Here is a 13,525-nt window from a genome sequence, read left to right as displayed (position 1 = left end):
CTGCGGTGATGCTGATTACTTCACCGCGGGACCGACCTCGAGCTCGATCGTGGAGCCGCCCTTGCCCTGCTTCAGGATCTTGATCTTGGTGTTGGTGTCAGTGATCTTGACGCCACCGGTCGGGTTCGCCGGGTCGTAGTAGGAGCTGGTGTGGTCGTTGAAGACCGACACGCCCTTCTGCGACTTGATCTTCAGCGCCTTGTCCGCCTTGTGCAGCGTGAAGGCGTCCGTGCTGTCCAGGCCGAACGGCGAGTCGAAGGCCTGGATGCGGTTGCGCAGCAGCGTCCCGTCGGACCACTTCAGCGCCTTCCAGTGCGCGTCCACCGGCAGGATCAGACCGGTGCCCGGGTGGCTGTCGGCGTTGGTGTTGTTGTCCGCCTGGGAGGTGTCCCACTTCCAGATCAGCAGGCCGTTCTGGTACGGGTAGTGCTCCACCCAGTCGGGGCGCGACGCGAAGCCGAAGTTGTACGGGCCGACCTTGAGGGTCTTGTCGTACGACACGTACTGGCGGTTCTCGGCGATGTAGTACTGCTTGTAGGGCTTGGTGAAGGACGCGCCGATGCGGGAGAAGCCGCTCGCGGTCCACGCGGGGTCCGCGCTCTCGGCGTTGTCGGAGAACAGCGGCGCACCGTCCGCGGTGAGCGTGATCTCGTCCGCCGCGAAGCCCTTGAGGGCCACACCGCCGTCGCTCTGGTAGCGGAAGCGCAGGTCGATCTTCTTGCCCGCGTAGGCGTCCAGCGAGTACGACAGCTTCTTGTAGCCGTCGACCGTGCCGGTCAGGGCCGGCTTGCCGGAGCCGTCGCGCGGGATGGCCTGGCCGTCCACCGTGCCGTCGAGGGCGGTCCAGTTGGCGCCGCCGTCGGTCGACACCTCGGTGTAGAGGTAGTCGTAGTCCTTCTCGATGTCGTACCAGCCGTCCAGGTCCAGCTTGGCCGAGGACTTGCCGGTCAGGTCCACCGAACGGGTCAGGGTGTTCTTGAGGTTGTCACCCATGCCGCTCCACCACTGGGTGGAGCCCTGCGCCGGGTTGACGATCTCGGTCTTGACGGCCTTGTCCGGCAGCGTGACCACGACGGCCTGGCGGTACTTGGTGTTGTACTCGGCGACACCCAGCTTGTGCCAGGAGTTGACGCCGGCCTTGGCGGTGTCGTAGTTCAGCCAGCCCAGCTGCAGCTTGTCCCAGGCGTTCATGTCGCCGGGCAGGTCGCCGATGGACTCCTTGCCGGTGCCCAGCCAGGAACCGGAGGACATCAGCGTCCAGAAGCCGGTGGAGTTGTCGCCGCCCGCCGTGTCGTACTCGTCCGGCAGACCGAGGTCGTGGCCGTACTCGTGCGCGAAGACGCCGAGGCCGCCGTTCTCCGGCTGGATGGTGTAGTCGCCGACCCAGATGCCGGTGTCGCCGACCTGCGTGCCGCCGAGCTTGTTGTCGTCGGGGCCGGTGGCGCCGGCGTCGGTGCCGAAGGCGTACCAGCGGTGGGCCCAGATCGCGTCCTTGCCCTGGGCGCCGCCGCCCGCGGACTCGTCCTCACCGGCGTGCACGAGCTGGAAGTGGTCGACGTACCCGTCCGGCTCGTTGAAGTTGCCGTCGCCGTCGTAGTCGTAGCGGTCCCACTGGTCGTACTTGGCCAGGTCCGCCTTGATGGCGGCGTCCGACTTGCCCGCCTTCTTCTGGTCCGCGACCCAGGCGTTGAGGCCGTCGCGGACGACGTTCCACACGCTGGTGCAGTTGGTCTGGCCGCAGGCGTTGTTGCCGTAGCGGGCCTCGTTGTAGGGGACCTTGACCCAGTCCGAGACCTCGCCGTTGACCGAGTAGCGGCCCGAGGACTGCTTCTCGTAGTACTTCTTCAGCGACTCGGTCTTCTTGCCGGTGCCGAAGTAGAGGTCCTGGTAGTGCTTCTGGTTGTAGTCCTTCTGCCAGGCCGTCGAGTTGTCCTTCTTGCGGTCCGGCTCGGCGATGGTGTTGTGCAGCGGGCCAGGGGTGCCGCCGAACTTGGGGTCCGTCTGGTCGCCGAACTCCACCAGGATGGTGAAGATCTTGTCGTTCTTCTCGCGGCTCAGCTCGACGTACTTGCTGTCGCCCTTCTTGCTCTTGAGCTGGACGACCTTCGAGCCGTTGCGCTCCTGGGCCTTAGCCTTGCCCGATATGAGCTGGTTCAGGGCCTCCTGGCGCTGAGCCCGCTGGGTCTTGCTCATCGGGCCGTCGAGGTCGTGCTTCTGCTGCTTCACCGGGGCCGGGTCGTGCCGGTTCGCGGCTGCCGACTTGGCCGTGGTGCTGGCCTCCGCGACGGCGAACGTCGCAAACGTGGCGGAAGCCGCCGCGAGCGCCACACCGATCGCGGCTGCCCTGAACGTCCAGGGTCTGCTGGTCACTTGAGTTCCTCCCCCGCGCCGCGCACACGGACAGGGGGTTCCGGGTCATGGAAAGTTCCGTGCGCGCACGTTCAACGCGTGTTCAAGTGACGACATTTGACTAGAGGTTTAGAAGAAAAGACAGACCTTGACTTGAGCAGGACAAGTGCACTATGCGGAGTCGACGTTCGCTTTGCGAACTTGTCCACATCGTGGTCAACCGGCGCAGGCATCCGGCCTCTCGACCAGGCTCATGACTCCGTGCGCCCCCTGTGCACCCGGCACCATGGGTTAGGTCACGCTTACCAGGCGTCCGGCTCGGGCATGCAGGCGAAGAGAGTCGCACGGCACCCCCCGACATCCAGCTCCCGCTTTCCGAGGACACGATTGCCATGCCTCGTCCGACTGCCGCCCAGCTCGCCTACGGTTCGTGCACCGTGATCTTCTCGACGCTCGCCATGCTGCTGCTGTCGCAGACGAGTTCGGGCATCGGGATCGCCGTCATCGCCCTGGCCGCGCTCGGCCTCGGGCTGCTCGTGGCGATGACGGTGCCCCTGCCGGGGCCGCGCACGGCGGCGCGGCCGGCCGAGAACGCGCCGGAGAGCGAGCGCGTCCCCAGCCGGCTGTGACCGGCGCGCTCAACGGGTGCTGACCACCACCGTTTTGGCTGCCTTGTCGTGCAGGCCCTGCTTGTACGGCTTGTCGAAGAAGCTCCAGCCGCCCGCGATGATCGTCCAGATGCAGGCGCAGCAGAAGGCGAACGGCACCCACAGCACCAGGGCCCGGATGAGCGAGGTCTGCGTGGCGGGGGTCGCGCCGTTGTCGAGGTTGGCCACCCGCATGCCCAGCCACTTCTTGCCCAGGGTCTGGCCCGTCCTGGCGATCAGGACCGTGTCGTAGGCGACGTAGAGGACGGCCGCGGCGACCGACTGCCAGATGGTGCCGGAGGTCTCGATCCGGTCGGCGTTCACGTCGTACTGGTGGGCGCCGAGCGGCAGGGTGACCAGCCATACGACGATGCCCACGAGGATCATGTCGATGATCCTCGCGAGCGTGCGCCTGCCGCTGTCGGCCAGCGGGGGCATGCCGGCGAGGGGGTCGGCGGGGTAACCGGGACCGCCCGCGCCGTAGGGTCCGCCGCCCGCATAGGGGCCGCCGGGTCCGCCGCCGTGCGGGGCGCCGGGGCCACCGCCGTCGTACGGGCCGCCGCCTCCGCCTCCCTCGTACGGGCCGCCGCCGTAGGGGGGTTGGCGGTCGCTGCCCGGGGGCGGGGGCTCGCCGCCCGGCGGGGTGTCGTACGGCGATCCCGGCCCCTGGTCCGACGGGGGCCGCTTCCTGAACGGGTCGTCCTCGGGGGGCTGCTCTCCGGAGCCGGGGGGCGGTTCGCTGCTCATGGCCCGAGTCGACCGCGAACGCCCCCGCTCCGCATCCGGCGGGCCGCCGTACGGAGTACGGCCGGTCAGTCCGCCACGAAGGTGTGGGCCGCCTTGTCGTGCCAGCACTGGTGCCAGGGCCGGTCGAACAGACACCACAGCACGCCGACGACACCGATGCCGAGCAGGCCGGGGACGCTGTAGACCAGCCAGCGGCGCAGGGCAGCGCCGAACGTCGGCGGCTCGTGCGCCTCGATGTCCCGCACCTCGATGCCGCACAGCTTCTTGCCCAGTGTGCGGCCCCACTTGGCGGTGGGCAGCACCTCGTACAGGACACCGAAGACGAGGAGGACGGCCAGGACGATGCCGAGCGAGGTGCCGGTGGTGCCGTCGAGCAGCCAGACGGTGACGGTACGGCCGGACAGCTTGGCCTCGTCGATCTTGTGCTGGATGTGGTCGACCGCCCGGGCTCCGAGCGGGACGGCGGCCGCCGCGGTGACGGCGCCGATGACGAGGTTGTCGATCAGCCGGGCGGCGAACCGCTTGCCGAGGCCCGCCGGGCGGGCGGCGGCCTGGCGCCGGGCGGCCGCCTGGAACGGGTCCTCCACCGGCGGCTTCCACGGCGCCACCGGCTGCTCGTCCCCGCCCCCGGCCAGCCGGTGCACCTGCTGCGCCCAGGAAGCCTGGCCACCACCCGGGCCGGCGCTCATGGGGCCGCCCTGCTGGGGGACGGATGCCGCCTGGTGCGGCCCGGCCTGGTGCGGGACCGAGGGGGTGGGGGCGGCCTGGGCCTGCGGTGGCTGACCGGCCTGGTGCGCCTGGGGCGAGGGGGCCTGGGCCGGCTGGGCTGCCTGAGCTGCCTGGCCCTGTGCCGCCGTGGCCCGGGCGGCGGCCGCCTTTCCGGCGTTGAAGCCGGGGCCGGGGGCCGGGGCTGACTGCCCTGCGGGTGAGCCGACGGGACCCTGCGCACCGGCACCGGCCCCAGGGCCGCCGACTCCGCTCGCCCCGGAACCACCCGGTCCCGCCTGCGGCGCGCCGACCGGGCCCTGCGCCGCGAAACCGGGCGTGCCCGAGCCGCCGACCGAGCCCTGCCCGGCGGGTCCGGAGCCGGCACCCGCGCCCGCAGCGCCCTGCCCCGGTACCTGCCGGAACGTCGTCGTGCCGTCGTCCCTGACCGCCGCCGGACCCGGCACCGGGCGGCGGAAGATGAACGTGCCGCCGGGGTCGGGCTCGGAGTCGTCGGCCGGCGGGATGGACGCCGTGCCGTCGGTGCCGGGGGCGCGGCCGGCCGGGTGGGACGTGTCGTCCGCCGGGACCCTCGGGTCGGCACCCCAGGCCGGGCCGCCTCCGTCGGCGGGCGCCGGCTGCGGATCCTCGTCGAAGAAGTGCGGGCCGGTCTCCTCCACGGCGGGGGCCGCGGGGCGGACGCCGGGCGGCGGGGCGAGCGGCTTGCCGTCCTGCGGCGCCGGCCTGCTGGTGCCCGGCACCCAGGAGGCGCCGTTCCAGTACCGGACGTAGCCGGGGATGGACGGGTCCGGGTAGTAGCCCTCGCGGGGCCTGTCGTCACCGGGGGCCGGGGTTGGGGCGCTCATGTCCGTCGTCCCGTATCTGCTCGGGGGTGGGATGGGGGCCTCCACATCTATCAGACCGGGGCATGTCACACCGCCAGTCCCGCCGTACCCACCCCTTTGGGGGTGACGCCGTGCACGGCTCCCACACGTGCGCGGAAAAACTTCCCCGAACCCGCGTAATGCCCCGGCGCCCGCCCCCTCTCCCCTGGTACGGGCCCGCGACCTGGCGGCCCCCGTGGAGAGGAGACGCACGTCATGCAGCACACCGAGGTGGAGCGGGAGCTCGAGGTCCGGCTCGTCCTGTCGCCCGAGCGGAGCATCCCGGTCCCGGCCCGGCTCGTCTACCGCTCCGCCGACCCCTACGCGGTCCACGTCAGCTTCCACATCAACTCCGAGCACCCGGTCGACTGGACGTTCGCCCGGGAACTGCTGGTGGAGGGCGTGTTCCGGCCCTGCGGGCAGGGGGACGTACGGGTGTGGCCGGGCCGGGCGCAGGGGCGCGGTGTCGTTCTGATGGCGCTCAGCTCCCCCGACGGCGACGCCCTCCTTCAGGCGCCCGTCGCGCAGGTGTCGGCCTGGCTGGAGCGGACGCTGCGGGTGGTGCCGCCGGGGACCGAGCGCGGGCAGCTCGGTCTGGACGACGCGCTGGACCAGCTGCTCGCCCGATGAAAGCCCGTGAACGAGCCCGTGGGAGGGGGCTCAGAACAGCTTGCCCGGGTTGAGGATCCCCAGCGGGTCGAAGACCTGCTTCACCGCCCGCTGCATCTCCAGCCCCACCGGGCCGATCTCCCGCGCCAGCCATTCCTTCTTCAGCACGCCCACGCCGTGCTCGCCGGTGATGGTGCCGCCGAGTTCCAGGCCGAGGGCCATGATCTCGTCGAAGGACTCGCGGGCCCGCCGGGACTCGTCGGGGTCGCGGGCGTCGAAGCAGACGACGGGGTGGGTGTTGCCGTCGCCCGCGTGCGCGCAGACCCCGATGGTCAGCCCGTACTTCTCGGCGATCCGCTCGGTGCCCTCGATCATCGCGCCGAGCTGCGAGCGTGGCACGCACACGTCGTCGATCATCGTCGTGCCGGTGACCGCCTCGAGCGCGGGCAGCGACAACCGCCGTGCCTTCAGCAGCAGTTCGGACTCGGCCGCGTCCTCGGCGGGCACCACCTGGGTGGCGCCGGCGGCCTCGCACAGCGCGGCGACGGCGGCGAGGTCGGCGGCGGGGTGCGGGGTGTCGAAGGCAGCCAGCAGCAGGGCCTCGGTGGTCTCGGGGAGTCCCATGTGGGCGAGGGCGTTGACCGCCTTGACCGTCGTACGGTCCATCAGTTCGAGGAGGGACGGCACGTGCCCGCCCTCCATGATCCGGCACACGGCGTCGCAGGCGGCGCCGGCCGAGGCGAACTCGGCGACCATCACCAGCTGCTGCGGCGGCTTGGGCCTGAGCGCCAGGACCGCCCGTACGACGATGCCGAGGGAGCCCTCGGAGCCGACGAAGAGCCGGGTGAGGTCGTAGCCGGCCACGCCCTTGGCGGTACGGCGACCGGTGGAGAGCAGGCGGCCGTCGGCGAGGACGACGTCCAGACCGAGGACGTACTCGGCGGTGACCCCGTACTTCACGCAGCACAGGCCGCCCGAGGCCGTGCCGATGTTGCCGCCGATGGTGCACATCTCCCAGCTGGAGGGGTCGGGCGGGTAGTAGAGGCCGTGCTCCTCGACCGCGCGGGAGAGCGTCGCGTTGATCACCCCGGGTTCGACGACGGCGATCCGGTCGACGGCGCTGATCTCCAGGATGCGGTCCATCTTGGTCAGGGACAGCACGATGCAGCCGTCGGTGGCGTTGGCGCCGCCGGACAGGCCGGTGCGGGCGCCCTGCGGGACGACCGGGACGCGCAGCTCGGTGGCCGTGCGCAGGACGTGCTGGACCTGTTCGACCGTGCGCGGCAGCACGACGGCGGACGGGGCGCCGGCCGGGCAGAAGCTCGCCATGTCGTGGGTATAGGACGCGGTGACGTCGGGGTCGGTCAGGACGGCCTCGGCGGGCAGGCCGGCCAGGAGCCGGTCGGTGAGGTTGCTGGTCGCTTCGTCGCGGGGCGCTTCGATACGGCTCATGATCACAGCGTGACACCCGGGGCCATCGGTGTGAACCCCGACCGTGCCGTCCTTGGGCCACCCGGATGTGCCCGGCGTCCTGACGCACAGTGAGCGGTATGGAGATCCGACAGTACGACGACTCCGTGCCCGGTGCGCCTCCCGCTGCGGTGCGCCGCCGGCGGTGGCTGCGGCACGCGCTGGTCACCGCGGTGGTGGGCGGGGCAGCGGCGGGCGGGGCGCTGATGCTGCTGCCGTCGCCGGGCCCGGAGCTGCGGACCCGGCCCCCGGCACCGGCGCCGGGACCGCAGGCGCAGGCGCGCGCGCAGGCCAGGGCGGCGGTCACCTCCGGGGTGCCGGCCGCGCTGCCCGGCCTGACGGCGCTGATCGGGCAGCAGGAGAGCCTGGTCCGGAGCCGGCCGCAGGACGCGCGGGCGTGGGCGGTGCTGGGGGCCGCGTACGTGGAGCTGGGGCGGCGCACGGCCGACGCGGCGAACTATCCGAAGGCCGAGCGGGCGCTGCAGACCTCCCTGGAGGTGCGGGCCAACGGCAACGCGGAGGCGCTCGGCGCGCTGGCCGCGCTGGCGAACGCGCGCCGGGACTTCCCGGGGGCGAAACGGTACGGCGAGCAGGCGCTGAAGCTGGCGCCGAAGCGCTGGATGGCGTATCCGCCGCTGATCGACGCCTACACCGGGCTCGGCGACTACAAGAGCGCCCGCTCGACCCTGGACAAGCTGCTGGCGCTGCGCACCGGGGCGGACGCCAGGCCCGCCGTGATGGCGCGGGCCTCGGCGGTGTACCGGGACCGGGGCTGGCGCGAGGACTCCGTGGCGCAGCTGACGGACGCGGCGGCGGCCGCCCGCACCCCCGCCCAGCAGGCCGCCTACCTCACCGGGGTCGGGGAGCTGGCCTGGGAGCGGGGTGACCTCGCGGACGCACTGCGGCACTTCGAGGCGGCCGTGCGCCTGGACCCCGACCAGCGGGCGGCGCGCGCCGGGCAGGGGCGGACGCTGGCCGCGCTGGGCCGCACCCAGGAGGCGCTCGCCGCGTACCGCACCGCCCTCGCCCGGCAGCCGGACGCCCGGATCACCCTGGAACTGGGCGAGCTGTACGAGTCGCTGGGCCTGGAGGGCCAGGCCGAGGAGCAGTACGGGCTGCTGCGCGACCGGGTGGAGCGCGCGGAGACGGGCGGGGTCGACGAGGAGTTGCTGATCGGGCAGTTCGAGGCCGACCACGGGGACGCCGAGGAGGCGGTGCTGCGGCTGCAGGACGAGTGGCGGCGCCAGCCGGGCATCGAGGTGGCCGACGCCCTCGGCTGGGCGCTGCACCGCACCGGCGACGACGAGGAGGCCCTGACCTACGCCTCGATCGCGACGGACAAGGCGAAGGGCGGCGGGGTGCGCAGCGCCCCGTACGTGTTCCACCGGGGCATGATCGAGCGGGACCTGGAGCTGACCGGGCCCGCCCGGCGGCATCTGCGCGAGGCCCTGCAGATCAACCCGTACTTCTCGCCGCTGCGGGCGCCGACGGCACGGGCGGCGCTGCAGGGGCTCGGGGAGGCCCCCGACGAGCCCCCGCCCGCCGACCTGTCGTGACGTCCCTGCCGAACGTGCCGGCTACAGGTTGCCGCGCTTCTCCTGCTCGCGTTCGATCGCCTCGAAGAGGGCCTTGAAGTTGCCCTTGCCGAAGCCCATGGAGCCGTGGCGCTCGATGATCTCGAAGAAGACCGTCGGGCGGTCCTGGACCGGCTTGGTGAAGATCTGCAGCAGGTAGCCGTCCTCGTCGCGGTCGGCGAGGATCTTCAGCTCGCGCAGGGTCTCGATCGGCACCCGGGTGTCGCCGACCCACTCGCCGAGGGTGTCGTAGTACGAGTCCGGGGTGTCGAGGAACTCGACGCCGGCCGCGCGCATCGTGCGGACCGTCTGCACGATGTCGCCCGTGTTCAGCGCGATGTGCTGGACGCCGGCGCCGCCGTAGAACTCCAGGTACTCGTCGATCTGGGACTTCTTCTTGGCGATCGCGGGCTCGTTGATCGGGAACTTCACCTTGAGGGTGCCGTCCGCGACGACCTTCGACATCAGCGCGCTGTACTCGGTGGCGATGTCGTCGCCCACGAACTCCTTCATGTTCGTGAAGCCCATGACCTTGTTGTAGAACTCCACCCACTCGTTCATCCGGCCGAGTTCGACGTTGCCGACGCAGTGGTCGATGGCCTGGAAGGTGCGCTGGGCGGGCGGCGCGACCATCGGCTGCGCGGCGACGTATCCGGGCAGGTAGGGGCCGTCGTAGCCGGAGCGGTCGACCAGGGTGTGGCGGGTCTCGCCGTAGGTGGCGATCGCGGCGAGGACGACCGTGCCGTGCTCGTCCTTCACCTCGTACGGCTCGGCGACGCTCCGCGCGCCGTGCTCGACGGCGTAGGCGTACGCGGCGCGGGCGTCCGGGACCTCGATGGCCAGATCGACGACGCCGTCGCCGTGCTCGGCGACATGCCGGGCGAGGAAGCGGCCCCAGTCGGTGCTCGGCTTGATCACCGAGGTGAGCACGAACCGGGCGGAGCCGTTCTCGAGCACGTAACTGGCGGTCTCGCGGCTGCCGTTCTCCGGTCCGGAGTAGGCGACCAGCTTCATGCCGAAGGCGCTCGAATAGTAGTGCGCGGCCTGCTTGGCGTTGCCCACGGCGAAGACGACCGCGTCCATTCCCTTGACCGGGAAGGGGTCGGCCTGCCGGGCGGTCGTGTCGGGAGTGTGGTGTGTGGTCTGCGTCATAGCGGAAGGGTGGCCCGGCTCTGCAAGGTGCGCAATAGTTCCCATATTCATTGGGCAATCTGCTCAGCAGTACGGCCGTATCGGCGGACTTTCTGTACAGGATGACCATCCCGGGAGGCGCGATGGCGATCGATCATCTGGACGGGCGGATCATCCTGCTCCTGGCGCGGGAGCCGCGCATCGGCGTGCTGGAGATGTCCCGGCGGCTGGGGGTGGCGCGAGGCACGGTGCAGGCGCGCCTGGACCGGCTGCAGTCGAACGGGGTCATCCGGGGCTTCGGCCCGCAGGTGGACCCGGCGGCCCTCGGCTACCCGGTCACCGCGTTCGCCACCCTGCAGATCCGGCAGGGGCAGGGCGCCGACGTCCGGACCCACCTGGCGACGGTGCCGGAGGTACTGGAACTGCTGACGACCACCGGCAGCGGAGACATGCTCTGCCGCCTGGTCGCCCGCTCCAACGCCGACCTCCAGCGCGTCATCGACCGCGTCGTCGGCTTCGAGGGCATCGTCCGGGCGTCCACGGCGATCGTCATGGAGAACCCGGTGCCCCTGCGGATCATCCCGCTGGTGGAGCAGGCGGCGGGAGGTGAGCGCGAAGGCTGACCGCCCGGCTCGCACGAAAGATGCAAAGAGACCGTTGCAAAGCAGTCTTTGCATAGCTATCTTTGTACGCATGACGGAGCACGAGGAACGGAAACAGCGCCGCCTGGACGCGCGCTCGCTGCGCGGGCTCGCGCATCCGCTGCGGATGCAGCTGCTGGACGCCCTGCGCCACCACGGTCCGGCCACCGCCTCCCAGCTGGCCGCGCGGCTCGGCGAGTCCAGCGGCGCGACCAGCTACCACCTGCGCCAGCTCGCGTCTCACGGCTTCGTCGAGGACGCCCCCGGGCACGGCAAGGGCCGGGAGCGCTGGTGGCGGGCCGTGGACCAGGGCCTGGTCTTCGACAGCGGCGACTTCGAGGGCGCGGGACCGGAGGTGCGCGGGATGGCCGAGGTCTTCCTGCACGAGGTGGCCGCGACACACGCCCGTGAGCTGTCCACCTGGCTCAGCACCCGGGACACCTGGGCCAAGGACTGGCAGCGCGGCGCCTCCGACATGAGCGACGCGACGCTACGGCTCACGCCCGAGCTGGCCGCCGACCTGATCAGGGAGATGCACGCCCTCATCGACGGCTACCGGGGCCGTGTCCCCGGGGCGGACACACCGGGCTCCGAACAAGTGCGCATCCACACGCACCTGTTCCCGCTCGAGACGGACTGAGACCGGCTGAGCCGGACGAGACACCCCGAGCACACCGCACCCCACCGACCCACGCCGAGACCGACCGAGAGGCCACGCCATGCACATCGAGACCCAGCTCGCCCAGCACCGCGCCGCCGCCCTCCGCGCCCGGGCCGACGACCACCGCCTGGCCACCGAGGCCAGGCCCCCGGTCGAGCTGCGCACGCGCGTCGGCTGGACCCTGGTGGAACTCGGCCTGCGCCTCGCCTCCACCCCGAGGCCGGCCATGGTCTAGGGCCTGTCCGACGCTTCGCGTCGTGGCCCGAAGGGCGGCTTCGCGGCGTCAGGTGCGTGCATGGCGTCGGGGCGGCAGACGGGAATGGTCGGCCAGGCCCTAGCAGCTCGGTACCGAGCCCTTGCCCTTCTCCAGGGCCGCCAGGGAGTTCACCGCGCCCTTCAGGGTGGTCACCGGGACCAGGCGGAGGCCCTTGGGGAGTTCGGCCTTCGCGTCGGAGCACTCGGCCTTCGGCACGAGGAAGACGGTGGCCCCGTCGCGCCGGGCGGCCTGGGTCTTCAGGGCCACCCCGCCGACCGCGCCCACCTTGCCGGAGGCGTCGATCGTGCCCGTACCGGCGATGGTGCGCCCGCCCGTCAGGTCGCCGCCGCTGCCGTCGCCGTCCAGCTTGTCGATGATCCCCAGGGTGAACAGCAGCCCGGCGCTCGGCCCGCCGACGCCGGCGAGCTTCAGCGACACCTTGACCTTGTCGGCGCTCAGCCCGAGGTACTTCAGCGCCGCCTGGGTCGCCGCGTCCTGGGACTGCTGCATCTGCGCCGCGTTGTGCTGCTCGATCTCCTTGTCCGTGTCCCCGGTGTAGACGGCGTCGTGCGGCATCACGGCCCGGTCGGTGCGGAACCAGTTGCCGACCACGTCACCGAGGCTGACCCTCGTCTCCGGGCCGGTCGCCACGATCGTGACCATCCGCAACTGCCCGCTGGTCTGCCGGACCGGCGCTCCGGAGATGGTGATCACCGGCGCGCCCTGGTGCTTCCCGAGCACGTTCGTCGTCGCACCCGGCGCCGCCACCGTGAACGGCAGCGGCGCGAACGCGGCCGTGGCGAGCAGTGCCGCGACGGGCAGAGCGCAGACGGCGACGGCCTGGGGACGCGTGAGACGTGAGAGCACGGGATCAATGTAACGCGCCCCCCATGTGCGCCCTGAGCCGCGTACAGGGGGCGTGACCGGCCCGGTCCGGTCAGCGCAGCGCTTCCGCGACCTCCCGGGCCGCGTCCACCACCCTCGGTCCCACTCGCTCCGGGACGGAGTCCGCCAGCATCACCACGCCCACGCTGCCCTCGACGCCCGTCACCCCGAGCAGGGGGGCCGCGGCTCCACTGGCCCCCGCCTCCAGTTCGCCGTGGGTGAGGGTGTAGCCCGGGTCGTCCGCGAGGGACTGGCGGGCGGAGAGGATGGCGCGGCCCGCGGCGCCGCGGTCCAGGGGGTGGCGGAAGCCGGCCCGGTAGGCGACGTGGTAGTCCGTCCACGTCGGTTCGACCACGGCGACGGCCAGCGCCTCGGTGCCGTCCACCAGGGTCAGATGCGCCGTCGCGCCGATGTCCTCCGCCAGGGACCGCAGCGCGGGCAGGGCGGCCTCCCGTACGAGCGGGTGCACCTGCCGGCCGAGGCGCAGTACTCCCAGGCCGACGCGGGCCCGGCCGCCCAGGTCGCGCCGTACGAGCGCGTGCTGCTCCAGGGTGGCCAGCAACCGGTACACCACGGTCCGGTTCACGCCCAGTTTGGTGGAAAGCTCGGTGACGGTCAGCCCGTGGTCCGTGTCGGCCAGCAGCTTGAGGACGCGCAGTCCCCGGTCGAGCGTCTGAGAGGTCTCCGCGGTCACGACGCCCACTCCTTTGGTGGTGAGGTCGGCAGACCCCTGAGCGGCGAATGCGTCACCGAGTCCCGTCGGAGACGCGCTTCAGAGGCCGCCGATCGGCAGAACGGCCCGGGGCTCCGGGACCTGTCGCTTCACGGCTGCGCTCCGCGGCGGCGCTGCCACGGGGCGTGTGCGTAGCGGGACAGTAGCGAAGGGGGTTCGCTCAGCGGAAGCCTCCGTCCAGAATCCGGGCAGTGCCGGATCCGGCCTGCCTGCATTCGTCCCCATACGCACAG

Annotated in this window: 13 protein-coding genes; 6 read left to right on the top strand and 7 right to left on the bottom strand. The window is 71.8% G+C overall.

All coding sequences use genetic code 11. The annotated features are described in order from the left end of the window. Nucleotides 1-15: 15 nt before the first annotated feature. Nucleotides 16-2,370, bottom strand: a complete 2,355-nt coding sequence (locus ACZ404_RS04765) for an immune inhibitor A domain-containing protein (RefSeq protein WP_468435954.1) — start codon at nt 2,368-2,370, stop codon at nt 16-18. Between the two features lie 371 nt (nt 2,371-2,741). Here ACZ404_RS04765 and ACZ404_RS04760 point away from each other — a divergent pair, with 371 nt between their 5' ends. Then, complete coding sequence (locus ACZ404_RS04760; protein ID WP_468435952.1) at nt 2,742-2,978, top strand: hypothetical protein; 237 nt, start codon at nt 2,742-2,744, stop codon at nt 2,976-2,978. A 9-nt stretch (nt 2,979-2,987) separates the two neighbouring features. Here ACZ404_RS04760 and ACZ404_RS04755 read toward each other — a convergent pair whose 3' ends face one another. Then, nucleotides 2,988-3,743 (bottom strand): RDD family protein, encoded by a 756-nt coding sequence (locus ACZ404_RS04755; RefSeq protein WP_468435951.1) that lies wholly within the window; start codon nt 3,741-3,743, stop codon nt 2,988-2,990. A gap of 65 nt (nt 3,744-3,808) precedes the next feature. Next, complete coding sequence (locus ACZ404_RS04750) at nt 3,809-5,314, bottom strand: RDD family protein (protein ID WP_468435949.1); 1,506 nt, start codon at nt 5,312-5,314, stop codon at nt 3,809-3,811. 234 nt (nt 5,315-5,548) lie between these two features. On the opposite strand from ACZ404_RS04750, the gene ACZ404_RS04745 reads away from it, so the two are divergent. Continuing rightward, the gene (locus ACZ404_RS04745) at nt 5,549-5,962 is read left to right on the top strand and encodes an SsgA family sporulation/cell division regulator (RefSeq protein WP_468435948.1); all 414 of its coding nucleotides are present in this window, start codon (nt 5,549-5,551) and stop codon (nt 5,960-5,962) included. 30 nt (nt 5,963-5,992) lie between these two features. On the opposite strand, the gene ACZ404_RS04740 is transcribed toward ACZ404_RS04745, so the two are convergent. Next, the gene (locus ACZ404_RS04740) at nt 5,993-7,399 is read right to left on the bottom strand and encodes an FAD-binding oxidoreductase (RefSeq protein ID WP_468435947.1); all 1,407 of its coding nucleotides are present in this window, start codon (nt 7,397-7,399) and stop codon (nt 5,993-5,995) included. 92 nt (nt 7,400-7,491) lie between these two features. Between ACZ404_RS04740 and ACZ404_RS04735 the strand changes: the two genes are divergently transcribed. Then, the gene (locus ACZ404_RS04735; RefSeq protein WP_468435946.1) at nt 7,492-8,967 is read left to right on the top strand and encodes a tetratricopeptide repeat protein; all 1,476 of its coding nucleotides are present in this window, start codon (nt 7,492-7,494) and stop codon (nt 8,965-8,967) included. A 21-nt stretch (nt 8,968-8,988) separates the two neighbouring features. On the opposite strand, the gene hppD is transcribed toward ACZ404_RS04735, so the two are convergent. Next, the gene (gene hppD, locus ACZ404_RS04730) at nt 8,989-10,137 is read right to left on the bottom strand and encodes a 4-hydroxyphenylpyruvate dioxygenase (protein ID WP_468435943.1); all 1,149 of its coding nucleotides are present in this window, start codon (nt 10,135-10,137) and stop codon (nt 8,989-8,991) included. Between the two features lie 122 nt (nt 10,138-10,259). On the opposite strand from hppD, the gene ACZ404_RS04725 reads away from it, so the two are divergent. The 3 genes from ACZ404_RS04725 to ACZ404_RS04715 all read left to right on the top strand — a co-directional run bounded on the left by ACZ404_RS04725 (nt 10,260) and on the right by ACZ404_RS04715 (nt 11,653). Next, nucleotides 10,260-10,739 (top strand): Lrp/AsnC family transcriptional regulator, encoded by a 480-nt coding sequence (locus tag ACZ404_RS04725; RefSeq protein ID WP_468435941.1) that lies wholly within the window; start codon nt 10,260-10,262, stop codon nt 10,737-10,739. Between the two features lie 70 nt (nt 10,740-10,809). After that, on the top strand, nt 10,810-11,397 hold the full coding sequence (locus ACZ404_RS04720; protein ID WP_468435939.1) for an ArsR/SmtB family transcription factor: 588 nt from the start codon (nt 10,810-10,812) through the stop codon (nt 11,395-11,397). A gap of 79 nt (nt 11,398-11,476) precedes the next feature. Further along, on the top strand, nt 11,477-11,653 hold the full coding sequence (locus ACZ404_RS04715; RefSeq protein WP_468435937.1) for a hypothetical protein: 177 nt from the start codon (nt 11,477-11,479) through the stop codon (nt 11,651-11,653). A gap of 99 nt (nt 11,654-11,752) precedes the next feature. Here ACZ404_RS04715 and ACZ404_RS04710 read toward each other — a convergent pair whose 3' ends face one another. Together ACZ404_RS04710 and ACZ404_RS04705 are read right to left on the bottom strand one after the other, a co-directional pair. Further along, complete coding sequence (locus tag ACZ404_RS04710) at nt 11,753-12,541, bottom strand: S16 family serine protease (protein ID WP_468435935.1); 789 nt, start codon at nt 12,539-12,541, stop codon at nt 11,753-11,755. A gap of 70 nt (nt 12,542-12,611) precedes the next feature. Further along, on the bottom strand, nt 12,612-13,253 hold the full coding sequence (locus ACZ404_RS04705; protein ID WP_468435933.1) for an IclR family transcriptional regulator: 642 nt from the start codon (nt 13,251-13,253) through the stop codon (nt 12,612-12,614). Nucleotides 13,254-13,525: the final 272 nt, after the last annotated feature.

It is taken from the genome of Streptomyces sp. NPDC030798 (genome assembly GCF_055572275.1).
This window is presented reverse-complemented; position numbering and strand designations above follow the sequence as displayed.